Origin of the sequence: Scandinavium sp. (assembly GCF_032012665.1) — a bacterium.
Taxonomy (GTDB): domain Bacteria; phylum Pseudomonadota; class Gammaproteobacteria; order Enterobacterales; family Enterobacteriaceae; genus Scandinavium.
In genome coordinates this window covers 371,476-395,800 of the sequence record NZ_DALZVG010000001.1, presented here as the reverse complement: position 1 = coordinate 395,800, position 24,325 = coordinate 371,476, and the positions used below count along the sequence as shown (strand labels likewise).

Here is a 24,325-nt window from a genome sequence, read left to right as displayed (position 1 = left end):
GCCATGAGAGCACAGGAAATCACCGAGCGCTGGCTGGCTGAATATAACAGCGAACGGCCTCATGAATCCCTGAGTAACCTGACGCCGGAAAAGTACCCGCTGATGGCTGAAAAGCCGGAAGTCTCAAAAAGTACGTGGAACTAAAACAGGTGTGCTTACACATCATTACGAGCCTAATAAGCAATAGAGATATATCTGGCGCTAAGAGTGCCGCCAGATAATGAATAAAAATGAGTTTTACTCTTTGATCTTTATAGCCACCCTTCAACGGGATACCCGGAAAAAATGCGTTCCTTCGGCAGACTGGTGATGTAGTAAGGGTTAAGTAAAGGTGGTGCACCAGCAGCATTCAGTTTTTCAAGAGACTCGTCAGGGAGGATAATATCGAGCGAAGTAATATTCTGTACAATTTGTTCTGCTCTGCTGGCACCAATCAGTACGGATGATACTCCGGCCCTGTTCACGACCCAGGCGAGTGCGACCTGCGCCATGGGCCTGCCCATCTCTTCTGCGACTTCACGCAGGGTGTCCACAATCTGAAAATTTGTTTCAGTGAAGAGCAGTCCGCCAAAGGGATTATCGCCATTCAGACGACCATCGCTTTTCTGCCCGGATTCGCCCGACGTGTTAGGCAGGCTCCCCGCAGGACCGGCGTTACTCAGCTTCTCCCGGCCATATTTCCCCGTCAATAACCCCGCTCCCAGCGGGCTCCAGGCAACTAATCCCATACCCAGTGCTTTTCCTGCAGGGAGGATATCCAGCTCAACGCCTCTGTCTATCAGTGAATAGGAATATTGCAGACCCACAGGCTCAGGTAACCCATTTGCACGGGCAAGAGTGGCAATCTGGGCAACGTACCATGAAGGTGCGTTAGAGAACCCATAGTAGAGAATATCTCCCCGGCGAACGGCATCGGTTAATGCGTGCAGAACCTCTTCAGGCGGGGTTGTCTGGTCCCACACATGTGTCCAGAAAAGGTCGATATAATCTGTCCCCAGACGCCTGAGGGAGCCTTCGATGCCGTTACGGATGTTACGGGCTGAATTCCCCCCGGTCAGCGGCGTATCCTGCCTGCGTGGAAAACCCGCTTTGGTAGAGATAACGACCTTCTCACGATTGCCACTGCTGTTAATAAAACGCCCCAGCATCTCTTCGCTATTGCCACCCGCATAGACATCAGCGGTGTCGACGAAATTACCACCGTTATTGATATAAGCATCGAAAATAGCGCGGGCACCGGCTTCATCGACTCCCCAGCGTCCGGCACCAAAAGTCATAGCCCCCAGTGCAAGTGGGCTCACGATAAGGCCTGAGCGCCCCAGAGTGCGATAGCTGCAAAGATTCATGGTAGTATCTCTTCAATGAGTCAGAAAAGTTATTAGCATACGACCATGTTACGGAATAACTAGCCCCGGTTCATGGCAAGACCTTGTGAGTGGGATGCAACAATGAAACGTGGCGATCTCGACGATCTGGCAGCATTTGCTGTCGTGGCAAGAACGCGTAGCTTCACTCGTGCAGCTGCAGAAATGGGGTTATCACCCTCTGCGCTGAGTCATGCCATGCGTGGGCTTGAGCAGCGGCTGGGCGTCGTGCTGCTTGCCAGAACTACCCGTTCCGTTGCACCAACAGCAGCAGGTAGACAATTATTGCATTCGCTGGAGCCTGCCCTTGCCGGACTGGCTGAAGGCCTGGCCTCGCTTGCGAGCTGGCGGGGCACGCCAGCGGGCAATATCAGACTGACCACGCTTCACTATGCCTCCCGAACTCTCCTTGCCGACCGGCTACCTGCTTTTTTGCGGGAATATTCCGACGTGACTGTTGAAGTCACCATTGATGACCGGCTGACCGATATTGTCGCCGGAGGTTTTGATGCCGGGATCAGACCTGGCGGGGTTGTTGAAAATGATATGATTGCCATCAGGCTTGAACCTGATTCCCGCACACGAGTCGTGGGTACACCTGACTATTTCACACGTCATCCCCGCCCACAATCACTGCAGGACTTGCAGGAGCATATTTGCATTAATTATCGCAGGGTAACGACCGGTGAGATTACGCCCTGGCGATTTGAGCGTGAGGGCGAAATGATAAATATCAGGACTCAGGGGCAATTGATCGTTAATGACGGGGTACTTGCTGGTGCAACCATTCGTGCTGGCGCAGGGCTGGGGGTCTTACTGGAGCATGAAATCACAGAGGAGCTGGCTGATGGCAGGCTTGTCTCAGTACTCGATGAGTGGAGCCCCGTATTTCACGGTTGTCATTTATATTATCCCAACAGGCAAATAACGCCTGCGTTAAGGGCGCTGACAGAGGCGTTGCGCTGGAAGGATAAGTGATATTCTTCAGTTAAGTAGTAAAGTTGTGACATTAAAATCCCCTATACCTTTGCCACTCAGTTAACTTCCTTAATTGTTATATCTTCAATCGTCAAGTTAGCTCTCATATCGTGCTGGCCAGCGTCTAAATACACTGGAATGAGTCGTTATCTTCAAGCATATATGTCCACTCACCATGTCCTGCCCCAGGATTAGATACAACCTTCAGTTAGTCATGTCAGTTGGTTTTTCTTCATATTGCCAGTCCACTGCAAATTCAGCTGGAGTCTGGTAATCCAGCGATGAATATGGGCGGCACTTATTATAATCCTGCCGCCAGTCATTAATTGTTTTCCGGGCGTGAACAATATCGCTGAACTGGTGCTCATGCAGGCATTCATCTCTAAATCATCCGTTAAAACTCTCAATAAACCCGTTCTGAGTCGGTTTGCCCGGCTGGATAAGACACAGCTTCATGCCATGCTCAAAGGCCCATTGATCCAGTGCGCGGCAGGTGAATTCCGGACCCTGATCGGTCTTATCGTAGCCGGATAGCCAGGGAAAAGCGCGATACTGTCCAGAATACGCGTGACCTGTACGCCTGAAATCCCGGCTTCGACCTTGCGGAGAATACTGATGATCTGTTCGTCGGAAAAACGCTTCTTCGCATGGATGCCCTTACGTTGTTGATGAAGACATTACTAACATCACGGTGTATTAATCAACGGGGGGCTGGTCACTGTTGTTGCTTAAAGTCAATCACTTACGACTTTTATCAAACTAAAAAGCTGTAAAAGTAGACATTTGTCGACTTTTCATCTTAAAGTCCCCGGGTTGGCACTAGACAAAACCAGTGCTTGGTTATCAAATGGTTAAAAGATTTTTTGCTGAGCGTAAATGACCGACTAAATTTTTACATAAAGGTCGGCATGTATCTCAGCGTTTGCAAACACCGTGACACACCTCTTCGGGAGTATTTATGCAGTCCTCTGCTCAACATAACGAAGGCCGGACGTTCTTCGGCCACCCTTATCCTCTCGGTTCGCTGTTCTTCACTGAGATGTGGGAGCGCTTTTCCTTCTACGGCATTCGTCCACTGCTGATCCTGTTTATGGCGGCGACCGTTTATGACGGCGGAATGGGGCTTGCACGTGAAAACGCCTCGGCCATCGTCGGGATTTTTGCCGGGGCCATGTACCTGGCGGCTCTGCCGGGCGGCTGGCTTGCGGATAACTGGCTTGGCCAGCAGAAAGCAGTCTGGTACGGTTCGATTCTGATTGCGCTCGGGCACCTGTCAATTGCACTGTCGGCCTTTATGGGCGATACGCTGTTCTTCGTTGGCCTGATGTTTATCGTACTCGGCTCTGGCCTGTTCAAAACCTGTATTTCGGTTATGGTGGGCACGCTCTACAAAGCCGGTGATGCCCGACGCGACGGTGGTTTTTCGCTGTTCTACATGGGCATTAACATCGGTTCGTTTATCGCACCGCTGATCTCCGGCTGGCTGATTAAAACACACGGCTGGCACTGGGGCTTTGGCATCGGCGGCATCGGGATGCTGGTGGCGCTGATTATTTTCCGCGTGTTTGCCGTACCATCAATGAAACGCTACGACCGCGAAGTAGGGCTGGATTCCACCTGGAACAGCCCGGTTTCGAAGAAAAAAGGCGTTGGCGGTTGGCTGCTGGCGCTGGCAGTGGGCGTTGCAGTGATTGTCACGCTGATTGCCCGGGGCATTATCATTATCAACCCTGTCGCGGTTGCCAGCGCGCTGGTGTACGTTATTGCGGCCTCCGTGGCGCTCTACTTCATTTATCTTTTCCTCTTCGCCGGTCTGAACCGCAAAGAGCGCGCACGACTGCTGGTGTGCTTTATTCTGCTGGTCTCTGCGGCGTTCTTCTGGTCGGCATTTGAGCAAAAGCCAACCTCCTTCAACCTGTTTGCGAACGACTACACCAATCGCATGATCGGTGATTTTGAAATTCCGGCAGTTTGGTTCCAGTCCATCAATGCGCTGTTTATCATTATTTTGGCCCCGGTGTTCAGCTGGCTGTGGCCGATGCTGGCGCGCAAGAACGTTCGCCCGGGCAGTATCACCAAGTTCGTGATCGGCATTTTGTTTGCTGCCGCAGGCTTTGGCCTGATGATGCTGGCGGCGAAGGACGTGCTTGGCAACGGTGGCGCAGGTGTCTCACCGATGTGGCTGGTAGGTAGCATCCTTATGCTGACGCTCGGTGAGCTTTGCCTGAGCCCGATTGGCCTGGCGACCATGACGCTGTTGGCGCCGGAAAGAATGCGCGGTCAAATGATGGGGCTGTGGTTCTGCGCCAGCGCGTTGGGTAACCTGGCGGCAGGTCTGATTGGCGGTCACGTCAAGGCCGACCAGCTGGATATGCTGCCAGACCTCTTCGCTCGTTGTTCTGTGGCGCTGCTGATCTGTGCTGCGGTATTAATTGTGCTGATTGTCCCGGTACGCCGAATGCTGGAAAATGCGCAGGTTAAGACGGAAACAAAACCTACCGCAAACGTCTGATCATTTTCTTTATCTGAATAAACGGGCCCTATTTGGGCCTGTTTGTTTTGTCATAATCAGCTGTATGCTTTAGTTGAAACTTAACGTGAGCTAATGGCTTCACTTCACCACTACGGCCTGGAAGGAACGTTTGCAGGAGAATGTCGGTAGTGTCCCTATAAAAAAAAGATAGTTGTTATTGAACTGTTTTATTATTTTAATGTAAATATCTTTGCCTTCATAAACATAAAAATCAGGAAAGCGCTGTGCCATCCACTCATCGCTGACGGAATCATCGGGATACTTGATATTATGCATCGAGCGTAATACATAGGTATTTTGATTCCGTTGGTAATCAAATAAAATTTTTCGATTGAAGATCTTAGTGGGATCTTCTTCCAGATAGCCGTTCAGGCTCAGGGAACCACCTGTTTTATTGAATACGTAGTGCGATGTTCCATGAACATTACCTTGTGAACCATGGCTTATGTGATTAGCCACGCAGGAAATGGTATTATCATGCTTCGATATCCACAGGATATAAGTCAGGCTGGCGCTGGCAAACAGCGCTACAGCAATCAGAAGAAGTACCGATAAATTCTTTAGCATCACTTATTGGACTCAAAGAAATAATCTGAAATACAGGTATTATGTTGGCTCATCGGCTTATCACAGCGAATGATAGAGGTTCGAGGCAACATCGGAAAGTGTGAAATATATAGCCAGGGATAGTTCTGGCAGCTTCGCTCAAAACGGTTAACATATGAAAGGGCTTTATCTTTATCAGCTTTGCTTTTGATATTTTTTGAAAGAAAGACTCTGCATTCTCCGTGTGAAATAGAGGCAGAATAGGTTTCAAAGTAGCGGTGATTAGTGGCATTGTCAGAGCCTATGGCAAATGCCATAAAGAGCGTCAACAAAATAAAAATAATGAGGATAAGGCTGCTTATCTGCTTGATTGATAGCCGGTGAGCAAGAACACGCAGGCTAGCTTTCTGTGCTGGTGGGAACAATTTTGTGTCCCCTGGAGCATGCTGTGTCTCGATGGTTAAACCTGGGCTCATGCTGTCATCTTCTTGTTCATGAATAGCATTTGCATGATCGTGCCTGATTTCCGCCTCGTGATCGGCGACCAGCTTCTTAACCTGGGTGCCGCTGGCCAGCGTCAGGCCAATGCGCGGAATGGTCACGATCAGATTTTCAACTACCCCTAACTTTTTTAATCCCTTTCGTAGAATTGAGATGTTCTGATAATAGGTATTCAGTGAGACCTGCATCCCACTTTGCTCCCAGACAATATCCATGACCTCATGTTGGGTAACAATATTTCCCTGGCGATTAATCAATAGCAGCAGACAGCGACTGGCGGGATAATTTAGTACCACTACATTGTTGGGGTCATGCAAATCCCGTAGCGTACTCGTCGCTGGATGAAATTCTAAAGTGTTATTTATAATATAATGATTGTGCATAGCTTCCTTTCTTTTTCTCCATAAATATAAAGCAGTTCTTTGTTTGTAAGAGATAAATTGAGGTTTTTTTAACTGATAAAGGGTGTTTGTTAAAGATTATTTTTTGGATTATACACCCCCTGAAAAAGGATTTTTCTGAAAAATAGTCATATTTAGCAATGCTCATGCTTCTAAACTTGATTTTTACAGCGGGCAGAAAACTTAAGGAAAGGGCTCTTTTCTACGACTGCGCTGTGTTATTTATTGACACCGGTAACCGATAATCTTTGTGATGACTGATGTTTTTGAAATGATTGTGAATTAATCTTTATTTGGCTTTAAACATGCAGCGGAAATACTTCAAATAATTTCAGGTGCGCCTGGGAAAGCCTCTTCGCCATAATGGAATGACAACTCAGTAATCAAAATCAGAACAAATCTAACGGCATGTGCACCAGGGAGTAAGGAGGGGGGTATGCTGAATATACCAGGGTCAGAAGGGCGGATGACCGTTGCATTATCAGATGCGAATCATTTTGTCCGCAACGCAATTTATACTTTATTACAGGAGCTGGATACGCAGGGGAAAATCAGCGTCTCGGTCAGAAATTATCCATTGCTGGAAAATACGCAGGAACAAAGCGATATCGACTTGGTATTCTGGTCCGGCCTGGAATCAGGCACCGGATATGGTTGTCTGGAATATGTCAAAGAGGCGCGGGAAAAATACCCCAAAATGGCAATCTGCATGTACTCACAACAGCCTGACTCCTCATTGTATATTCGTGGTCATATTGATGCCTGGCTCTCATTGAATGAACCCTTGTCGACATGGCGAAGCTATATCATGAAAGTGATCGATGCCAGCACCTGTTCACGCAAAAAAAATTCCGGTGAGTTTCCGTTAACGGAAAGTGAATGGGAAGTCCTTAAAGCCATTAAAGCGGGCGACTCTTTGCAGGATATCGCCGTAAAAACAGAAAACAGCTATCGCCGGGTCAGTGCATTAAAAAACTCGGCAATCCGTAAACTTGGGTTGCGCAATAAAACAGAACTGCTGTTATTTCTGACGCGTTAAGTTGTTGTGCGTTATTGATAGGAAAATGTCAGGCTGGCTAACGCGTTAGCCGTGCCTGGCACAATGGTCCCCTTACGTACATACCTCACCTGGAAAGGCAGCGAGACGGTTTGCGCCGTGGTAGTGGTGGTGATGTAAAACTGGTTGGCTGTGCCTGCGGCAGAACTATCCTGCCCCAGATGAAGAGGGCCTGTGCCATCGTAATAAAATGCTACTCCCAGCGCGCCGGCGGTTGAATCTAAGGTAAGGGCAACCGCGTCGCTGTTGTTTGACGGATAACTTTGATCGCTCAGGACGGCGCTCAGGGAGATGCCGGCGTCGCAATCCAGAGTGACGTTAAATGCGCCGGCAGCAGCCATGCTGCCTACCGTGGGCAGTTGACGAATATCCACAGCACCCAGATTGACGCTTGCAGATTTGGTGATCACCACGCAGCCGGTCGCGGTGACGGTGATTGTGGTGGGGTTAATGATAACGCTGGCCGTTTTGGTTTCATTGTTGTACGCCGTGAGCAGCGCTGCGTTGATGGTCGGCGTGACATAAACCCCTGATACCAGCGGCTGTCCTGTTTTGATAAAGGTCACCTTGCCGGACCACCCCAGATTTTGCGCAAACCCGCTGGTGCCGTCTGCCGGATAGGTTTGCGTTACGCCGTTTTGCAATGGCATGTAGGCGCTGCCGTAAAAATCTTTCAGGCCAATAATGTAGCCAATGCCCGGAATGCCGGTTTCGAAGATGGTGTAGCTTTTGCCGTCGAGCGTTACGCTCATGCCGGTCGAGACAGTCCCGCTACCGGGTTCCATCGTGCCTTTGCTGCACAAAAAGACCAGCCCACACCAGAACACCTCCTGCACATCTGCAGTGGCACTCCAGTTGCTGCCAATTACTTTACCCGGAACGATGGAGTTTGCCGGACCGGAGTAGGTCAGTGGGACAGGGGAGAGCACGATATCGGCGACCCAGTTCAATGCCCAGGCCTGGATGCTGAACAGAAAAGTGATTAAAAAAGTCAATGTCTTCATTGGTACTCCACAAGCCAGGTGGCCGTTGCTGATACATCCCCGGCGCCGACAGTGGACTGCGTGGCGATCATACGGGCATAAAATTTCATCTCTACGTCGCTGGCTCCTGCCTGTCCATAGAACTTAGTCTGCGTATTTAAAGGCACGAGCTGGTCGTCTGAGTCGAATAGCGCAAGGGCAACTCCACTTGCGCCGCCGGTGGTCGTTTTTAACCATTGTGCGTTGGCAGGAGCGGGCGTGCCGGTAAAGCGAACCTTTGCCCCGGTGAACGTTGGACCGCAGTTTTGAAGGCTCAGCGTGAACCAGGATTTCACATTGCCCATGCTGCCTGCTGTACGAAACTGTCCGGTGCCGATTGTGCCAAGAGGAACCGTCAGGGTTTTTGCATCTGCGGCAACGTCGCAGGTATTGCCAATGATGCTGCCGGTGATGGAAATTAAAACGTCGTACCCGTGGGCTGGGGCTTGCAGAAGAGAGCCCGCCAGCAGGGCGATTGCACAGAAACGTTTATTCATTGGCAATTCAGCTCCTGTGTGTAAAGGCCGGTCGCCGGATTGAAATGTTGGGGTTTCAGGTAATAGGAGGCCTGGCACTGTTTATCCGCCCCTTTTCCCCAGACGATTTTCAGCGTGCCGGACTCCGCTAAACCCGACATGTATAAGCTGCCGTTGTCGCCGACGATGCCGCTGTTTTGCTGGCGCTGGCTGATGGAGGCGAGGCTACCAAAAGGCAGATCGCTCCGGTCGTGGCGGATAAAGAACATCGCTTTGAGCCCGGTCTGGGTTTTAATTTCCGCTCTGACGAGAGCGCCTTCTGTCGGCACCACGTTCACAATGGCATTTTCGATCTCGACGTTCTGCCCGGCGGTCGTGACGTCCATTTCAACCCGGTTCTGGCGATAGGGTGAAGCCCAGGGGATAACGGCGTAGCCATGGCTGTCGGTGGTAACATTCGGGTTATTACGCAGCGCGGCGCCCTCTGCTCCCGGTGCTTTGACCAGAATGTTGGTGTTGCCTAATGGGCGGCTGAGCGTCACGCCTCCCTCATGAAGGACGATACCGCCACTTGCGCCATAGCTGATATTGCGGGACTGTGGCGAATAGCCGTAGCCCAGGTTGTAGTCACCTTTTCCGGTGGAATATTGCAGCGCGAGATTCCCGCCGTTTTCATTCTGCGAATTTATTCTCTGGCTGGCGCTGTAGAACAGACTTTTGTTGCCTGGCATGTAGCCACTAATACCCAGGTTATAAACCGCAGGTGAAGCACTGGGCTGTAGTACGGAGAAGTTTGCCCGCGTAGCGGCAGCGGGCGAGCCCAGCGGAACAGAAACGGCTAACGACAGGATGTTTTCCTTTTTCCCGCTGCCGAGTGAAGTGCTCCGCTGGTAGCTCAGGCCAAACGATAAACGCCGCCAGGTGCTGTTCCAGGCGAATTGAGTGCTTTCTGACGTCTGATTCGATTTCCACCAGGTTTGTCGTACCCAGGAGAGCGAAAGCGATCCTAAATCGCCCATCTGCTGAGATATCTCGAGCTGGTTTTTGGCTTTTTTGGCCCTGTTTAAATCGTAATAGTTGTCGTATTGATAAGTGACGGTTCCGTCGCTGTTTGTCGTTTGCGGCGGGGCACCGCTTTTCATGGCCCGCCATGTGGTGTCGCTCAGGCTGTAAAAGCCTGCGGTTGAATAGCGCCAGGAATAAAAATTAAGCCGGGTGCCGTAATAGTTCAGCAATTTACTGTAACGAACCTGAACAGAATTACCTGAATAGAGATGGCCATCGGCCAGTCGGCTGCGTGCGTGGGTAAGATCGACGGCATAAGCACCCACGATCCCCAGATTTTGTCCCGCGCCGATAGCCACCGCGCGGTAATCGAGCGTAAGCTGCGTGCCGCCGTACAGCGTCAGGTTATCGAATGCTCCCCAGTACGCTTCCCCCCAAAACAGCTGCGGCTCGTTCTGGTTACCAGCGGCCTGATATTTACCTGCCCCCACGGCGTAATGAACCTGCCCCCGACGCAACATGTCAGGTACGCTTGCGAACGGCACGGTAAAATGCTGATTCTGGCCATTTTCCTCTTCAATGGTAACGTCCAGATCCCCCCCAAATGCCGTCGGGTAAAGATCTTTCAGAATAAAAGGGCCGGGTGAAACCGTCGTCTGGTAGAGAATGTTGTTATTTTGCCGTACGGTCACGGTGGCATGGCTTTTGGCAATGCCTTTTACTTCCGGGGCGTACCCGCGCAGGCTGTCCGGCAGCATATTATCGTCGGAATTGAGCATAATTCCGCGCATGCCGACGGAGTCGAACAGCTTTTGAGAAGAGAGCACTTCCCCGACGGAAAGCTGGGAGTCCAGCGCTTTCAGATCGCGCTGAAGCCAGGTGCGTCCATGAGAAAAACCATCTGCCTGGCTTTTGGTCCAGGTGGAGTAGTCGCGTAAACGCCATGCGCCCCAGTTCAGCGCGCTGGAAAGCCCGATGAAAAGCTGCTCCGGAGCCTGCGCGTCATCACGCGATCCGTTGATCACATAGTTCACCCATCCGGAGGTCAGCCCGTAGTCCCAGCTTTCTGGATTAACGTAGCCGCGCGGCAGGTTGACCATGTAGCGCTGGGGAACGTTAACTTGCAGCGTCATGGTTTTGTTGATGAATGAAAATGTGGCCTGGGGCAGTATATCTTCAAGAGACCAGAGCCCGGCTTGTTGCTGCTGAAACGCATTGGCGTCAGCAAGCTGTTTAAGATCGATTCCCAGCGCGCTGAGTTGCTCTTTGCTGAACTGAGGTGAAACGACCCCCTCCCTCATCGCGAAGGGAATGTCGGCGGTGAAAGCAAAATTATCGTTGATATAAATATTAACGTTGTAGTGACCCGGTGGAATTTCATTGCCGCTGCCGATCCACGAAAGATCGACGTTATTATCGACTTCGCCATTAATAAAGGCCGGGTTGAAGCGTAAATCACTTTCAGCAACGGCGTTATCCACCAGCAGAGTTAATGACGATGCCATAAAAATGATTTTAACTTTCATTTTAACCTGATTCATTTTGCGCGATTAAGTTAACTCAAAACTGCGGCTAAAAATGCACGTCCATCACCGGAGTTAATGCACCAAAATCGTTGATGGTTTGATAGCTAATGCGCTGTGCAGCCTGAAATTTTCCCGGGATTGTCGCTTCGCTTTTCGGCGCGATCATCACCGGTGCAACGCTCTTATTGTCAATACGGACATTGGTAGTGGTAATGTAAAAAGGTGTCGGGTTGCTAAAAGTAATGGTCCCGTTATGATTGTTTGCTTTTATTTTTGTATGGCTCTGAACAGCGCCTTCAGCAATACTCTGCGGGCGGTAAAAGAGCTTTATTCTGCTGGCAGACGCAAACTGCAATGTATTTTCAGATGTGGTGGTTTGCATCTGCGGAATCGCTTTCACCGTTATCCAGTAAAGCGTTTCCCGATCCTGAGTAAGCGGTTTTCCGGCAAACAGGACCTTCAGCATATTTTCACTGGCAGGCTTGAGCACGAACAGCGGCGGCGTAATAACAAAATCGCGTGAGGGCTGCCCCTGTTCGTTCTCTATCCATGACTGGATGAGAAACTGTGACTGCGAATCGGTGTTTCTGACTTCCAGAGAGGATTGTTTACTGTCGCTGGTGTAGATAAGACGGGTGGTTCCCAGCCCGACGCCCCCGGCGCGGGCATCAATGGCGCAGAATATCAGCAGAAGAATGAGTGAGCGAAAGCGTTTCATGAATGTCCTTATACTTAGCAATAATGAAGGCCCGCTCCCGGAACGGGCCTTTGTCATCAGGAATAGGTCAGGGTATAAGTGGCAACGGCGCTGGCATCACCTGCGGTGGCATCGCCCGCTGATGAGTAATATTTAGCGCTGAAGTTGAGTGTATTCTCGCCATCACGCAGGCTGGTGACGCTGGATGCGACGCCCAGTTTTACCTGAGCCCCGTTCTCATCGTACAGACGGATAGCCACGTTTTGCGCCGTGGAAGCCCCGCCGTTGGAGCCTACAGCCAGGCTTGTGGGGTCAGCTTTATCGGGCGTGCCGCTGAAGGTAATCGCGACGCCCGTTGAGGTTTTGGTGTCACAACCCTGTAAAACGATGGCGAAGTTTTTAGCCGTAGCAGACTGGCTACCTGCGGTTTTCAAAGAAGCTGCGCGGATCTCGCCAAGCTCCACATTAATATCTGCGCTGTTGCTGCTGATGGCACATGCAGTGGTGACCACGCTGCCGTGAAAATTCACCGTGCCGCCACTGACTTCTGCAGCATGAACCGCACCTACGGCTGGTAGTAACAATAATAAGCTGATGGACAGCAAAGATTTAGTACGAATAAGCGAGTTCATGAAATTACCCTACATAATGGCATGATTAAATAGACATCTAATAAATAGATGTTTAGCTGGTAAGAAATACCAGTAAATCTGTTTTATTTCGAAGTCCCAGTTTTCTTATCGCCGAGGTTTTTAAAGCGCTCACCCGGCGATAAGGAATTTCTTCTTTGTGTGCAATATGGTGCATGGAAAAGCCACTTTTTATACCTTTTAATACTTTCCATTCGGCATGGGTTAGCGACATTCGCTGTGCGGGAAAGCGATTTAGCGTACCACGACGGTTTTCAAGTATTCTTTTTAATCTGTATTTCAGGGAGTAGATCGGTTCGTCCGTTGATAAGTAATCATCTACCGCACCGCATGCCCAAAAGTAAAGGCTGCTACACGCTGAATAAATACAGATAGTCATTCCTGGATACGTTTCTTTTAACTGCTGAAGATAACTAATGCAGTCATAACCCTGGATTCCTGATTTATTGTCAGAGATAAATAAAATATCGACGGCGGTTTGCGATAAAAAAAGATCGAGAACCTTTTGTTCACGAACCGACGCTCTAATATGGATGCGTGGGCTAATTTCCTGTATCAGGTTTGATAGTCCACCTCTGGCAAAGTTATCCGCTCCCATGATCGCGACTGTTTTATTATGCCCAGGAGAAAATGCGGTAATCATCATCTTGCCCCCTCTGTTTGTGTTGTTAATGTGATTTTTTTTTACAAATAAATCAACGCCGCCTCACAAAGACCTGTTTTTTGGGTTTTAATGCTGCTTGTTTTGTGTTTATTGAAATTTTTGAATATTACCGTAAGATTTTGGCGCCTTTCTGTGGGGTTTTACACTGGTCGCGCCCGTTAAAAAACGCACCCTTTTTATTCACATCACGCTAACTTTCTTCGGAATAATCCATGGAAATTTCTTATTTTCCGTTAATTTCTGAGAGCCATGTCGCTGTTAGCACGAGCCACAGATCTTTATATTGCCAAACACCGTGCCCTCCCGCTGATGGGCGGGTCATAATCGCAGGTATCGAGTCAGGCTATTGTTTTTTAGCGGATTATTATCTACGCCTGTAGCATTACTCATCGTATTAACCGGCAGCATTTTTCGAACGCTTGCTGCTATTGTCCTTTTCACTGTTCCCTTCCCCTGAATGGCGTTTGTCCTGAGTTCTTTTTTGGATCTAAAAAGCGGGAAAGTAATCAAAATTAGTCAAAACTTAATCAAAAGTTCGCGGTTTGGACTCAGGCTGTAGCGTGACATCTGCCTGTTTCAGAAGATCTGAAACGCGTCTGTAACATCTCTTGCAAGGCGTTAACTTATTGATTAGGAATCTTTTTAGATTTATAAGCTGTCTGATAGTATGGTTGGGAAAATTCCTAAAAATAAGATGCGAACCGATGACTGTTATCTACCTGATCAATAACGTATTGTCATTTTCTCCTGCTGATAAATTACTGAAAAACATCGAAGAAAATATAAGCGCGAGCTTGCATACTCCCGCGTCAAACTGTTTGCAGGCGTTGATCGAACGTCAGGGAGAGGTCATCAGGCAGGAAGAACTTTATAAGATTGGCTGGGGCGAAATTAAAGGTCCTTCAACGTCGCCCAGTGCTTATTATCAGTGCTTTGTTAACTTACGTAAACAGCTGAAGATCATTGGCTATGAAGCCGAGCTCGTTATCACTGTGCCCAAAGAGGGGATGAAACTTGATCCGAACGCCAGGATAACTGTGGTGGAAGTGAATCCGGAGCAGGACGTTTCTTCTTTATCTGTCTGTCCGCGCAGTCGGGTCATTACCTCATGGCTGAAAACCAACAAGCTGTTAACCACATTTATTATCGGGTTTTGTGTGGTCATGGTGAAGCTGGTATTCATTTCTTTTCATCGCCATGAATATGTGTCTCAGCGTTTTCGTCCTGTAAATGCGCTACCGGCATGTCTTTTACTAAAAAAGGATGCCGACATATCGACGGAAGAGGCCGTGGGCATCATTCATTCATACAAAATTATGTGCAGCAGTGATAAACCGGTCTATGTCAGCGTAACTCCTGGTAAGCTGACGGGTATTCAATGTGACAAGGAGTTAAAACGCTGTACTTCATTTACCGAGATATCCCATTATGAATAAATTTATTAGTGCCGTGGCGCTTGCCGCATTGTATGCATGTCCTTCTGTTGGGGCGGTGAAAGTTATAGACTGCAGTATTATCCATAAATTACATCATGGTAACGATACTGTATCTGTAACCTACAAGCTACATATGGCGAAAAATAGTGGAACGGTGGTTATGCAAGGCGTTTTTGATGAAGGGAATAAAAAATCGGTTATCAGCCGGCAGGTATTGTTTCATTATAAGTCGGTAGATGATACAGGCTATCAGCTGACTTCCGATAAAATCATTTCGTTTTCAGGTGAGACGGTGCATCCTGAATCAATGAGAATGCACTATCCCCTCTTTTTCCTGAAGGGAGGAATGCAGCTGTTTATGAGTATTCGCGAATTTTCGCCATACAGCCTCGCGATCAGTTTTGTATCTGATGTTTTATTTATTTGCTCCAAACCCTGAGAGTAATCAATTGCCAGGACAGGCTATGGTTCTTTAAATATAAACTTTGGTGCTGAGTTGCCCGGAGAGGAAATATCGCCGTTACGAAGTTTGGTATTTTTCACTGGTACGGTAAACTGACGAAGATAAAAACAATTGGCGGCACTACGCTACACTTTGTCTGACTTAAGCAGCAGGCATAATGGGGTCTGTACCCGAATTCACGTCTCCTGGTTACCGAATGAAAAAACTCAAAAAAGCCTCTTCGCCTTCTAACGTTCTGCGCTATCTGTGGTGGTCTGCAACGGCAACCCTTGTGTTGACGTCGATTCTCTCGTGGTGGCTGCTTTCCGGCTCCTGGCAGGCCTGGAACAGCGCCAGAGATGACGTACTTCAGTTCGACAACTTCTATCTTGTTTTGCAGGTTTCCAATGACCTGGCAAGCGAACGGGCCTTTTCTAATGAGCTGGTGCTGAGTCCGCAGGCATCGAAAGCAAAAACCTGGCAGGCGCTGCAGGAAAGCCGACAGATTACCGATAGCGATCTGCAAAAGGTGCCCGCCAATCTGCTGTCGCAGGCGCTGCTGACGGCCACGGTTGAGCAACTGAAGCGCTCGCGTCTGAGCGTCAATTTCTATCAGGACAGGGTGCTCCAGGATCCGGTAGAAGCCCAGCGGGCTATCAATGCGATGGTGGAGGCGACGGAGTTCTATCATGAAGCGCTGTTTCAGCACACGTCTGAATTTTTGCTGCTCGAACCGTTTGCGCTCGGGCCGATTCTGCGTGCTCAGGCGCTCGGCGAGCTTCGCGATGCCACGGGGCGCCTGGGTTCCCAACTGCTGCTCCCGCTGGCAACCCGCACGCCAATTCCGTTGCATAACGACGAGGCGCTGAGCCGTGGAATGGAGCGGATTAACGTTTTGTGGTGGCTTCTTCGCACCCAGGGTGATGAGGCAGGGTATTTACCTGGCTTCCAGAAGCAGCTGGAAAATACGCGCCAGCAGTTCGAAGAACAGGGCGTGAGGCTGATCAAAACGCTTCATGCAGAGAGTGGTAATGGCGAGGCTTATAGCGTGGATGCGGAAAGTTTTGCCATGCGCTATCACGCCAGCCTTAGTTCCTTTGATGATCTGCTCAATACCTATTTGACAGGCGTGAAAAAACATTACGTTCATGCTCAACAGAAGGCACTGCTGCATCTGGTCATGGTGATAGCGATCCTGATTTTGCTCTGCCTGCTGACCTCCGGGCTGATCTACTACATCCGCACCCGCGTGCTGCAGCCTATTTTGCGACTCAACCAGATAGCAACGGGGATCATCGCTGGCGATCATCAGGATGCCCTGATGGATGAAAGCTCGGCGGAAGAAGTTCAGGAGCTCTTCTCTTCGCTGGGCACGCTCGGCACTAAGCTGCGCGAGCAAACACACCTGAGTAAAAAGCTACAACGTCAGTCGGAAGAAGATCCGTTGACGCACCTCTTTAACCGCCGGGCGTTCGATGCGCTTGCGGGGAATTTGCTGCTTAAAGTAAGCCAGGCAACCCCGGCCTGGTTGATAATGATCGACGTCGATCGCTTCAAATCCATTAACGATACCTGGGGCCACCCAACCGGTGACAAGGTGCTGGTGGCGCTGGCCGCCACGCTCAAAAAATTCAGCCGACCTGGCGACGTGATTGCGAGGCTGGGCGGGGAGGAGTTTGCCGTGATGTTCCTCGCCCCTGGTCATGAGGATGTGATGGGCTACACCAGCCGCATTCAGAATGAAATTCGCAGGCTGCGCTTTGCAGGGCTGAAAGGGGAAGCGTTTTCGATTACCGCAAGTTTTGGCGTGACGTCCGGCTGGCAGCGAGAGCTGGGCGATATGCTTGCCGAAGCCGATGCGGCGCTGTACGAAGCGAAAAACAGCGGACGGGATAAAATCTGCGGCCTGCCCACCTCACATGCCTGAAGGCGGTGCCGGGACGTTTTGTAGGCCCGGTAAGGCGTAGCCGCCACCGGGCAATCTGAGCCACCAGGCGTCACTCTTTAGTGGTCAAGGAAGACGTAGTTTTCCCAGCTCTTCATTCGAATTAAAACCTTACGTATCAGCGACAGCTCCTTGAAGTGGCCGGAATAGACGGCGATTTCGACCTGCGTCCCCTGCGGCAATGCATAGTCTTTCAGGCGCGGGTCGGTGGCTTTCACCTTCACCATCACGCGACCCTGGCCGGCCAGATCTGCCGTTGTCAGCAGTTTCCCCTGCGCCTGGAACTGGCTTTCACCGATGGCGGGCAGCACTTCCACCACTTCGCCGCTGAATACGGTGCCCGGAATGGACGGGAACAGCAGCTCCGCCTTGTAGCCTGGCTTCAGGCGCTGAACTGAATTCTGGCGGAAGGCCGCCACGTAGCTGTTTTGCGAGTCGGCATCCACAGGGATAAATGTCATCACGGGTGCAAGGCCGAGCGCCGTGGACATGTTGCCCTCACGCAGGGCAACGTTGCTGACATAACCTGCCGAAGGTGCGCGAACGACCGTGTTTTCCAGACGGAACTCAGCCTCACGCAGCTGGGCCAGCAGCGAGGCGACTTTGGTATTCTGGCCGTTCACGACCGAGTTCAGGTTATTTTTTGCCTGCTCCAGTTTTGCCCTGGCGGCGACCACGGCGACCACGGCGGCATCGGTGGCTTTATACGTCTGGCGACGGGTGTCGACCATCTGATCGGAAAATGTGCCTTTGGCGTGGCCTTCGTTGTAACGGGCGTATTCCCGCTGCGCCTTGTCCCTGTCGGCGATAGCTTTATTGAGATCGGCCCCGGCCTGATCGACACCTGCATCCAGAGAAAGCGCATCCTGGCTTGCCGCTTTTACCTGTGCTTTCAGGTCGTCTACTTTCGCCTGGGCCAGCGTCGGATCGATGCGGAACACATTATTGTTCCCTCTTCGCGACAGTGGACGCAGGTGCCATCGCAGACGAGGCTTTAAGCTGATTAATTTCGTTTTTTAAAGCATCCATCTGAATCAGCAGATGGTTCATCTGAAGATGGACAGCCTGCTGATCTTCACTGATGCGATGCATGCCCCAGCCCCGGTCTTCGCGCCACAGCGTGGCCCAAATCCACAGGAAGGGCCACAGCGCATGCAGGGTGAATAAGCTGACCCAGCCTGCGTAATGAATGGCATCCTGATGAGGATGGTTACGTTTTTTCGCGATGTCATAAGGAATATCGTGGATGGCGATAATTCCGTAAAAGAAAACGATCAGCACTACGCTCAGAATGGCCAGTGCAACATAGTCCAGGGTCATGCTTAAACACTCCAGGGCGTTAGCAAAAATGCAAAATGTACAGGGTGAAAATCACCGTCAGAATAAAGAAGACCATAAAAGTCTGGAGCGGACAAACTCGCATTTATATAAAAATAAATTTGGAACCGTCGGGGCGAGGGCGTTGTTTTATTTAAAAATAAATTTAGCGGAGGGGGAAATAAAAAAACGCCTTCGGGAGTAAGGTGTTTGCGCTGAGGCAAAAGGGTGATATTTCACCTTTGAATCAGGCTTTTGTCTGACGGCGCGAGTGAGGCGAGGGCGACATGCTGAAAGAAAGTGATACAGGAGGCTATTATGGCCTGGCGACCCTTTCTCTTTCTTATTACCACCGCATCCCCACAGCTTTCACGCCGTCGTGGAAAACTGACGCTGGTGCGCTAAATGACTAAGCTTTGCCGTTTTTTTTCTAAAAACGGATTGGCATTAGCCAGAATTTTTAATTCCTTTATCAAACTTCTGCTGCCAGAAATACTGCGCCCATAACCACAAGGGGAGCAGACACCATGGCACGCACTTCGCAGCTTTCAATCCTGGCCGCACTGGCCTTCATTGCCTTTCAGGCGCAGGCGGTCAACGTCACCGTCGCTTATCAGACTTCCGCTGAGCCCGCCAAAGTTGCGCAGGCAGATAACACTTTTGCCAAAGAGAGCGGGGCGACCGTTGACTGGCGCAAATTCGACAGCGGCGCAAGCGTTGTGCGCGCCCTGGCCTCCGGCGATGTGCAGATCGGCAATATCGGTTCCAGCCCTTTAGCGGTCGCGGCAAGCCAGCAGGTGCCAATTGAAGTTTTCCTGCTCGCCTCTCAGCTAGGTAACTCCGAAGCGCTGGTGGTGAAAAAGAACATCAGCAAACCAGAAGACCTGATCGGCAAACGCATCGCGGTGCCGTTTATTTCCACCACGCATTACAGCCTGTTGGCGGCGCTTAAGCATTGGGGCATCAAACCGGGCCAGGTACAGATCGTGAACCTTCAGCCGCCCGCTATCATTGCCGCCTGGCAACGAGGAGATATTGACGGAGCCTACGTCTGGGCGCCTGCGGTGAATGAGCTGGAGAAAGACGGGACGGTGCTGACCGATTCGGCTCAGGTCGGGAAGTGGGGCTCGCCAACGCTTGATGTGTGGGTGGTGCGCAAAGACTTCGCCGAGCAGCATCCTGACGTGGTGAAGGCCTTTGCCCGCAGCGCAATTGAGGCGCAGCGGCCGTACATTGATAACCCGCAAAGCTGGCTCGAGCAGCAGGAGAATCTGCAAAAGCTCTCGAAGCTGAGTGGCGTGCCGGAGAGTGACGTCGCCGGGCTGGTGAAAGGCAATACCTATCTGACCGCTTCCCAACAGGCGCAGCAGCTTAACGGCCCGGTGAATAAAGCCATTGTCGATACCGCGCAGTTCCTCAAAGAGCAGGGCAAAGTGCCCGCGGTTGCTGCAGATTACAGTCAGTACGTGACCGATAAATTTGTGAAGTAACGGAGGTCGCCATGCTGCAAATTTCCCATCTGAGTGCGCAATACGACGGCAAACCGGTGCTGAATGACATTTCGCTGAACGTCGATCGCGGTGAGCTGCTGGTGGTGCTGGGGCCGTCGGGCTGCGGTAAAACCACGCTGCTGAACCTGGTGGCCGGTTTCACGCCGTATCACTCCGGCAGCATCGTGCTGAACGGTGAGCCGGTTCGCGGGCCGGGTGCAGAACGCGGCGTGGTGTTTCAGAACGAAGGGTTGCTGCCGTGGCGAAACGTGCAGGATAACGTGGCCTTTGGCCTCCAGCTCGCGGGCGTGGGCAAGCCAGAGCGGCAGGAAATTGCCCGGAAGATGCTGAAGAAAGTCGGGCTCGAAGGGGCGGAGAAACGCTTTATCTGGCAGCTTTCCGGCGGCCAGCGCCAGCGCGTCGGGATTGCCCGCGCGCTGGCGGCAGACCCACAGCTGTTGCTGCTCGATGAACCTTTTGGCGCGCTGGATGCGTTTACCCGCGAGCAGATGCAAACGCTGCTCCTGCGCCTGTGGCATGAGACAGGCAAACAGGTGCTGCTTATCACCCATGACATTGAAGAAGCCGTGTTTATGGCCACCGAACTGGTGCTGCTTTCCGCCGGGCCGGGCAGCGTGACGGAGCGGCTATCGCTCGACTTTTCCCGCCGATTCGTGGCCGGGGAATCCTGTCGTAGCATCAAATCCGATCCGTCGTTTATCGCCCAGCGTGAATACGTGCTGAGCCGCGTCTTTGAACACCGGGAGGCTTTCTCATGAGCATTGTGGCGAACGATAAACTCCGTCGCCGCCTGGCGTGGCGCTGGCGATGGCCGCTGTCTCGACAGTTGACGATTGGCTTTGTCACGCTGGCGTTCCTGCTGGCGCTGTGGTGGGCGGTAACGGCATTACAGCTGATTGCGCCGCTGTTTCTGCCGCCTCCTGGCGCGGTTCTCCACAAACTGCTGACGATCGCCGGGCCGCAGGGGTTTATGGATGCGACCCTCTGGCAACACCTGGCCGCCAGCCTGACGCGCATTTTGATTGCACTTGCTGCGGCGACGCTGATAGGGATCCCGGTCGGGATTGCGATGGGGCTGAGCCCGACCGTGCGGGGGATTTTCGATCCGCTGATTGAGCTGTACCGCCCGATCCCGCCGCTGGCCTATCTGCCGCTAATGGTTATCTGGTTTGGCATTGGTGAAACCTCAAAAATCCTGCTGATTTATCTGGCAATTTTCGCTCCGGTGGCAATGTCGGCACTGGCTGGCGTGAAAAGCGTGCAGCAGGTAAGGCTGCGGGCTGCGCAGTCGCTCGGGGCCAGCAGGGCGCAAATCTTATGGTTTGTTATTTTGCCGGGTGCTCTGCCGGAAATTCTTACCGGGCTGCGCATTGGGCTTGGCGTGGGCTGGTCGACGCTGGTGGCGGCAGAGCTTATCGCCGCCACGCGGGGCCTTGGGTTTATGGTGCAATCCGCCGGTGAGTTTTTGGCCACAGACGTGGTGCTGGCCGGCATCGCGGTGATTGCGATTATCGCTTTCGTATTAGAGCTGGGCCTGCGCGCGCTGCAACGCCGCCTGACGCCGTGGCATGGAGAAATAGCATGAGTGAACGACTGAGCATTACCCCGCTGGGGCCGTTTATCGGCGCCCAGGTGGCGGGGCTCGATTTAACCCGCCCGCTGAGCGACAACCAGTTTGAACAGCTGTACCACGCCGTACTGCGCCATCAGGTCGTTTTCCTGCGCGAACAGCCGGTAACGCCTCAGCAGCAGCGTGCCCTGGCGCAGCGCTTTGGCGATCTGCATATTCACCCGGTTTACCCGCACGCCGTGGGCGTCGAAGAGATTATCGTGCTGGACACCCACGACAATAACCCACCGGATAACGATAACTGGCACACCGACGTGACCTTTATTGATACGCCGCCCGCCGGGGCGATTCTGGCGGCGAAGCAGCTGCCGGAAACCGGCGGTGACACGCTCTGGAGCAGCGGTATTGCCGCTTACGAGTCGCTTTCTGCGCCACTGAAGGCGTTGCTGAGCGGCCTGCGGGCCGAGCATGACTTTCGTAAATCGTTCCCCGAATGGAAGCACCTGAAGTCTGAGGAAGAACATCAGCGCTGGCTGAACGCGGTGGCCAAAAATCCGCCGCTGCTGCATCCGGTGGTGCGCACGCATCCGGTCACCGGCAAACAGGCGCTGTTCGTCAACGAAGGGTTTACCACGCGGATTGTGGATGTCACGGAGAAAGAGAGCGAGGCGCTGCTCGGGTTCCTGTTCGCTCACGTCACGAAGCCGGAGTTTCAGGTGCGCTGGCGCTGGCAGGAACGGGACGTGGCTATCTGGGATAACCGCGTCACGCAGCACTACGCCAACGCCGATTATCTGCCGCAGCGGCGCATCATGCACCGCGCGACGATTCTTGGTGATAAGCCTTTCTTCCGCGCGTCATAACGATGCCGGGGGGCGGTTTACGGAATAGCAACTGTAGGCCGGATAAGCGTCAGCGCCATCCGGCAGCATTACAAATGCGCTTCGATATAACGCTGATACCGGCTCGCTTTCAGGTAGCTCAAGTCAACCAGCACCAGCCCGTCGATGCAGTGGTTAAAGGCCGGATCGCTGCCAAAATCAATAAACTGCACGCCGCCGGGTTCGCACAGCTCCGAATATTGCTTGTACAGCGGCGGGATGGCGCAGCCGAGATTGTTGAGTAGCGACTTCAGGCGGGTGAGATCCTCGGTGTAATCTTCACCGCCGAACTGCGCCAGCACGTCCGGCAGCGAGGCAGGGTAAGGGCTGCGTGACACCGCCAGCGGGTGGCTTGCCGGGAACCAAAGGCGATAAAAGGCGACCAGCAAATCGCGAGCCGCAGGCGGTAAGCCGCCGGAAATCGATACCGGGCCAAACAGATAGCGGTACTGCGGATAGCGCGCCAGATAAGCCCCGATGCCGGACCATAAGTAATCCAGCCCGCGACGTCCCCAGTAGCGCGGCTGAATAAAGCTGCGGCCAAGCTCAATGCCCTGCTGCAGAACATCATCCATCTTCTCATCGTAGTGAAACAGGCTGTGGCTGTAGAGGCCGTCGATCCCGCGTTTCTTAATCTGCTGCGCGGTGGGTATAAAGCGGTACGCGCCGACGATTTCCAGATCGGCTTCGTCCCACAGGATCAGATGCAGATAGTCATCATCATAGCGGTCCAGATCGCGGCGTTTGCCGCTACCTTCACCTACCGCGCGAAACGCGATTTCCCGCAGCCGACCCAGCTCGCGCAGCAGCGGTGCATCCTGATGGACGTCCTGCCGCTGCCAGAGATAGATGGCTTTTCCGTCAGCGGTGGTGCCAAGACACTCCGCATGCGCCAGCTCCCGCCGCAGCAGGGCACGATCTTCAGGCCGCCCGATGGCGCTTTCCGTTCTGAATTTCCCCGGCAGCCCTTTGCCCAGCAGCTGCACGTGCTGGCGGCAGTGCTTCGCCTGCTCTTTTGACGCCAGCTGCGGCTGATACCAGCTTTCCCACGGAATGCGCTCGCCGAGCGTTACCGGCAGGCTGGAGTGGCGGCGGCGGAACATCTGCTGCATCAGCAGCAGCATCGAAAACGTCGGCGACAGCCAGGTTGTTGCGTAAAACAGCGGGCTGTTGTGGGCGTGGATAAACGCCGGCAGCAGCGGCACGCGGAATTTCTCCGCCAGCCTGATAAACCCCGGATGCCAGTGGCCGTCGGCGATGCCCCGGCGCGTCAGTCGCGACACTTCCCCCGCCGGGAAGAAAATCAGCACGCCACCGCTTTGCAACTGTTGCTCCATCAGGCCCAGAGAGGATTTGCGCGTGCGGCCATTGATGTTATCTACCGGAATAAACAGGCCGCTTAGCGGTTCCAGATGGGTGAGCATCCGGTTGGTAACGACTTTGACGTCGCGGCGCACGCGCGAGACGGCGTACAGCAGCGCTAAACCGTCCAGCGTACCGGTGGGGTGGTTGGCGATGACGACCAGCGGGCCATGTTCGGGGATATTTTCCAGTTCGCGAGGGGAAATGTCACAGTAGATATGCAGATGTTCCAGCACCTGTTCGACCATATCCAGCCCGCGAAGGTGCGGATGATCTGCGGCAAACTGCTGAAACTCCTTTTCGTACAGTAGCTTTTTGAGCAGGCTTTTTTGCCAGGGGGCAGGCGTTGCCTGCGGCCAGAGATCGTCGAGGACATTGTCGAGACTAAACATAGCGGCTCCTTTTTCCGTCCTGATGACGAAAGTAGGCGCGCGGCGTGAC

General features: G+C 52.3%; 23 protein-coding genes and 2 pseudogenes. 12 read left to right on the top strand and 13 right to left on the bottom strand.

Annotated elements, in window-relative coordinates:
- Window positions 1-3: 3 nt before the first annotated feature.
- Window positions 4-144, top strand: coding sequence for an integrase core domain-containing protein (locus RTU33_RS01840; protein WP_312624921.1), 141 nt, complete (start codon window positions 4-6; stop codon window positions 142-144).
- Between the two features lie 107 nt (window positions 145-251).
- On the opposite strand, the gene RTU33_RS01835 is transcribed toward RTU33_RS01840, so the two are convergent.
- Window positions 252-1,301, bottom strand: coding sequence for an aldo/keto reductase (locus RTU33_RS01835; protein WP_312624880.1), 1,050 nt, complete (start codon window positions 1,299-1,301; stop codon window positions 252-254).
- Window positions 1,302-1,448: 147 nt separating this feature from the next.
- Here RTU33_RS01835 and RTU33_RS01830 point away from each other — a divergent pair, with 147 nt between their 5' ends.
- On the top strand, window positions 1,449-2,342 hold the full coding sequence (locus tag RTU33_RS01830) for a LysR family transcriptional regulator (protein ID WP_312624879.1): 894 nt from the start codon (window positions 1,449-1,451) through the stop codon (window positions 2,340-2,342).
- Window positions 2,343-2,546: 204 nt separating this feature from the next.
- On the opposite strand, the pseudogene RTU33_RS01825 reads toward RTU33_RS01830, so the two are convergent.
- Window positions 2,547-2,941 (bottom strand): annotated as a pseudogene (locus RTU33_RS01825) (integrase core domain-containing protein); the annotation flags it as partial.
- 359 nt (window positions 2,942-3,300) lie between these two features.
- On the opposite strand from RTU33_RS01825, the gene RTU33_RS01820 reads away from it, so the two are divergent.
- Window positions 3,301-4,854, top strand: a complete 1,554-nt coding sequence (locus tag RTU33_RS01820) for a peptide MFS transporter (protein ID WP_312624878.1) — start codon at window positions 3,301-3,303, stop codon at window positions 4,852-4,854.
- A gap of 99 nt (window positions 4,855-4,953) precedes the next feature.
- Here the strand turns inward: RTU33_RS01820 and RTU33_RS01815 are convergent, their stop codons facing one another.
- A complete protein-coding gene (locus RTU33_RS01815) occupies window positions 4,954-5,442 on the bottom strand; it encodes a hypothetical protein (RefSeq protein WP_312624877.1) in 489 nt (162 codons plus the stop codon).
- Window positions 5,442-6,305 (bottom strand): winged helix-turn-helix domain-containing protein, encoded by an 864-nt coding sequence (locus RTU33_RS01810; protein WP_312624876.1) that lies wholly within the window; start codon window positions 6,303-6,305, stop codon window positions 5,442-5,444. The genes RTU33_RS01815 and RTU33_RS01810 overlap by 1 nt, the downstream gene beginning before the upstream one ends.
- Before the next feature lie 454 nt (window positions 6,306-6,759).
- Between RTU33_RS01810 and RTU33_RS01805 the strand changes: the two genes are divergently transcribed.
- Window positions 6,760-7,362, top strand: a complete 603-nt coding sequence (locus RTU33_RS01805) for a LuxR C-terminal-related transcriptional regulator (RefSeq protein WP_312624874.1) — start codon at window positions 6,760-6,762, stop codon at window positions 7,360-7,362.
- Window positions 7,363-7,373: 11 nt separating this feature from the next.
- On the opposite strand, the gene RTU33_RS01800 is transcribed toward RTU33_RS01805, so the two are convergent.
- The 6 genes from RTU33_RS01800 to RTU33_RS01775 are packed head-to-tail and all read right to left on the bottom strand — an operon-like array spanning window position 7,374 to window position 13,402.
- Window positions 7,374-8,384 (bottom strand): fimbrial protein, encoded by a 1,011-nt coding sequence (locus RTU33_RS01800; RefSeq protein ID WP_312624873.1) that lies wholly within the window; start codon window positions 8,382-8,384, stop codon window positions 7,374-7,376.
- Window positions 8,381-8,899, bottom strand: a complete 519-nt coding sequence (locus RTU33_RS01795; RefSeq protein WP_312624872.1) for a fimbrial protein — start codon at window positions 8,897-8,899, stop codon at window positions 8,381-8,383. The genes RTU33_RS01800 and RTU33_RS01795 overlap by 4 nt, the downstream gene beginning before the upstream one ends.
- Window positions 8,896-11,409 carry a fimbria/pilus outer membrane usher protein gene (locus RTU33_RS01790; RefSeq protein WP_312624871.1) on the bottom strand — a complete coding sequence of 838 codons (2,514 nt, stop codon included), beginning with the start codon at window positions 11,407-11,409 and terminating at the stop codon, window positions 8,896-8,898. Before RTU33_RS01790 ends, RTU33_RS01795 begins: the two co-directional genes overlap by 4 nt.
- 46 nt (window positions 11,410-11,455) lie before the next feature.
- Entirely contained in the window at window positions 11,456-12,127 is a 672-nt protein-coding gene (locus RTU33_RS01785; protein ID WP_312624869.1) for a fimbria/pilus periplasmic chaperone, read from the bottom strand.
- Between the two features lie 56 nt (window positions 12,128-12,183).
- Window positions 12,184-12,738 carry a fimbrial protein gene (locus RTU33_RS01780; protein WP_312624867.1) on the bottom strand — a complete coding sequence of 185 codons (555 nt, stop codon included), beginning with the start codon at window positions 12,736-12,738 and terminating at the stop codon, window positions 12,184-12,186.
- Between the two features lie 52 nt (window positions 12,739-12,790).
- Window positions 12,791-13,402: a LuxR C-terminal-related transcriptional regulator gene (locus RTU33_RS01775; RefSeq protein ID WP_312624866.1), complete on the bottom strand. Its 612-nt coding sequence runs from the start codon at window positions 13,400-13,402 to the stop codon at window positions 12,791-12,793.
- 722 nt (window positions 13,403-14,124) lie between these two features.
- Between RTU33_RS01775 and RTU33_RS01770 the strand changes: the two genes are divergently transcribed.
- The 3 genes from RTU33_RS01770 (at window position 14,125) to RTU33_RS01760 (ending at window position 17,225) form a co-directional block, all read left to right on the top strand.
- On the top strand, window positions 14,125-14,856 hold the full coding sequence (locus RTU33_RS01770; RefSeq protein ID WP_312624864.1) for a hypothetical protein: 732 nt from the start codon (window positions 14,125-14,127) through the stop codon (window positions 14,854-14,856).
- Entirely contained in the window at window positions 14,849-15,295 is a 447-nt protein-coding gene (locus tag RTU33_RS01765) for a hypothetical protein (RefSeq protein ID WP_312624862.1), read from the top strand. Before RTU33_RS01770 ends, RTU33_RS01765 begins: the two co-directional genes overlap by 8 nt.
- 220 nt (window positions 15,296-15,515) lie before the next feature.
- Window positions 15,516-17,225, top strand: a complete 1,710-nt coding sequence (locus RTU33_RS01760) for a GGDEF domain-containing protein (protein ID WP_312624860.1) — start codon at window positions 15,516-15,518, stop codon at window positions 17,223-17,225.
- Window positions 17,226-17,302: 77 nt separating this feature from the next.
- Here the strand turns inward: RTU33_RS01760 and RTU33_RS01755 are convergent.
- A pseudogene (locus tag RTU33_RS01755) lies at window positions 17,303-18,217 on the bottom strand (HlyD family secretion protein); the annotation flags it as partial.
- Window positions 18,186-18,563 (bottom strand): DUF3302 domain-containing protein, encoded by a 378-nt coding sequence (locus RTU33_RS01750; RefSeq protein WP_312624858.1) that lies wholly within the window; start codon window positions 18,561-18,563, stop codon window positions 18,186-18,188. The pseudogene RTU33_RS01755 and the gene RTU33_RS01750, both read right to left, overlap by 32 nt.
- A 284-nt stretch (window positions 18,564-18,847) precedes the next feature.
- On the opposite strand from RTU33_RS01750, the gene RTU33_RS01745 reads away from it, so the two are divergent.
- The 5 genes from RTU33_RS01745 (at window position 18,848) to tauD (ending at window position 22,504) form a co-directional block, all read left to right on the top strand.
- A complete protein-coding gene (locus RTU33_RS01745) occupies window positions 18,848-18,973 on the top strand; it encodes a hypothetical protein (RefSeq protein ID WP_312624857.1) in 126 nt (41 codons plus the stop codon).
- Between the two features lie 114 nt (window positions 18,974-19,087).
- Window positions 19,088-20,050 carry a taurine ABC transporter substrate-binding protein gene (gene tauA, locus RTU33_RS01740; protein WP_312624855.1) on the top strand — a complete coding sequence of 321 codons (963 nt, stop codon included), beginning with the start codon at window positions 19,088-19,090 and terminating at the stop codon, window positions 20,048-20,050.
- Window positions 20,051-20,061: 11 nt separating this feature from the next.
- On the top strand, window positions 20,062-20,829 hold the full coding sequence (gene tauB / locus RTU33_RS01735) for a taurine ABC transporter ATP-binding subunit (protein WP_312624854.1): 768 nt from the start codon (window positions 20,062-20,064) through the stop codon (window positions 20,827-20,829).
- A complete protein-coding gene (gene tauC, locus RTU33_RS01730; protein WP_312624852.1) occupies window positions 20,826-21,656 on the top strand; it encodes a taurine ABC transporter permease TauC in 831 nt (276 codons plus the stop codon). The genes tauB and tauC overlap by 4 nt, the downstream gene beginning before the upstream one ends.
- Window positions 21,653-22,504, top strand: a complete 852-nt coding sequence (gene tauD / locus RTU33_RS01725; protein WP_312624850.1) for a taurine dioxygenase — start codon at window positions 21,653-21,655, stop codon at window positions 22,502-22,504. Before tauC ends, tauD begins: the two co-directional genes overlap by 4 nt.
- A 68-nt stretch (window positions 22,505-22,572) precedes the next feature.
- On the opposite strand, the gene RTU33_RS01720 is transcribed toward tauD, so the two are convergent.
- Window positions 22,573-24,276 (bottom strand): GNAT family N-acyltransferase, encoded by a 1,704-nt coding sequence (locus RTU33_RS01720; RefSeq protein ID WP_312624849.1) that lies wholly within the window; start codon window positions 24,274-24,276, stop codon window positions 22,573-22,575.
- Window positions 24,277-24,325: the final 49 nt, after the last annotated feature.

What these genes read in the sequence shown, in the direction of transcription:
- RTU33_RS01840 (WP_312624921.1), top strand. Translation starts at nt 4, where the DNA reads ATGAGAGCACAGGAAATCACCGAGCGCTGGCTGGCTGAATATAACAGC.
- RTU33_RS01830 (WP_312624879.1), top strand. Translation starts at nt 1,449, where the DNA reads ATGAAACGTGGCGATCTCGACGATCTGGCAGCATTTGCTGTCGTGGCA.
- RTU33_RS01820 (WP_312624878.1), top strand. Translation starts at nt 3,301, where the DNA reads ATGCAGTCCTCTGCTCAACATAACGAAGGCCGGACGTTCTTCGGCCAC.
- RTU33_RS01815 (WP_312624877.1), bottom strand. Translation starts at nt 5,442, where the DNA reads ATGCTAAAGAATTTATCGGTACTTCTTCTGATTGCTGTAGCGCTGTTT.
- RTU33_RS01810 (WP_312624876.1), bottom strand. Translation starts at nt 6,305, where the DNA reads ATGCACAATCATTATATTATAAATAACACTTTAGAATTTCATCCAGCG.
- RTU33_RS01805 (WP_312624874.1), top strand. Translation starts at nt 6,760, where the DNA reads ATGCTGAATATACCAGGGTCAGAAGGGCGGATGACCGTTGCATTATCA.
- RTU33_RS01800 (WP_312624873.1), bottom strand. Translation starts at nt 8,384, where the DNA reads ATGAAGACATTGACTTTTTTAATCACTTTTCTGTTCAGCATCCAGGCC.
- RTU33_RS01795 (WP_312624872.1), bottom strand. Translation starts at nt 8,899, where the DNA reads ATGAATAAACGTTTCTGTGCAATCGCCCTGCTGGCGGGCTCTCTTCTG.
- RTU33_RS01790 (WP_312624871.1), bottom strand. Translation starts at nt 11,409, where the DNA reads ATGAAAGTTAAAATCATTTTTATGGCATCGTCATTAACTCTGCTGGTG.
- RTU33_RS01785 (WP_312624869.1), bottom strand. Translation starts at nt 12,127, where the DNA reads ATGAAACGCTTTCGCTCACTCATTCTTCTGCTGATATTCTGCGCCATT.
- RTU33_RS01780 (WP_312624867.1), bottom strand. Translation starts at nt 12,738, where the DNA reads ATGAACTCGCTTATTCGTACTAAATCTTTGCTGTCCATCAGCTTATTA.
- RTU33_RS01775 (WP_312624866.1), bottom strand. Translation starts at nt 13,402, where the DNA reads ATGATGATTACCGCATTTTCTCCTGGGCATAATAAAACAGTCGCGATC.
- RTU33_RS01770 (WP_312624864.1), top strand. Translation starts at nt 14,125, where the DNA reads ATGACTGTTATCTACCTGATCAATAACGTATTGTCATTTTCTCCTGCT.
- RTU33_RS01765 (WP_312624862.1), top strand. Translation starts at nt 14,849, where the DNA reads ATGAATAAATTTATTAGTGCCGTGGCGCTTGCCGCATTGTATGCATGT.
- RTU33_RS01760 (WP_312624860.1), top strand. Translation starts at nt 15,516, where the DNA reads ATGAAAAAACTCAAAAAAGCCTCTTCGCCTTCTAACGTTCTGCGCTAT.
- RTU33_RS01750 (WP_312624858.1), bottom strand. Translation starts at nt 18,563, where the DNA reads ATGACCCTGGACTATGTTGCACTGGCCATTCTGAGCGTAGTGCTGATC.
- RTU33_RS01745 (WP_312624857.1), top strand. Translation starts at nt 18,848, where the DNA reads ATGCTGAAAGAAAGTGATACAGGAGGCTATTATGGCCTGGCGACCCTT.
- tauA (WP_312624855.1), top strand. Translation starts at nt 19,088, where the DNA reads ATGGCACGCACTTCGCAGCTTTCAATCCTGGCCGCACTGGCCTTCATT.
- tauB (WP_312624854.1), top strand. Translation starts at nt 20,062, where the DNA reads ATGCTGCAAATTTCCCATCTGAGTGCGCAATACGACGGCAAACCGGTG.
- tauC (WP_312624852.1), top strand. Translation starts at nt 20,826, where the DNA reads ATGAGCATTGTGGCGAACGATAAACTCCGTCGCCGCCTGGCGTGGCGC.
- tauD (WP_312624850.1), top strand. Translation starts at nt 21,653, where the DNA reads ATGAGTGAACGACTGAGCATTACCCCGCTGGGGCCGTTTATCGGCGCC.
- RTU33_RS01720 (WP_312624849.1), bottom strand. Translation starts at nt 24,276, where the DNA reads ATGTTTAGTCTCGACAATGTCCTCGACGATCTCTGGCCGCAGGCAACG.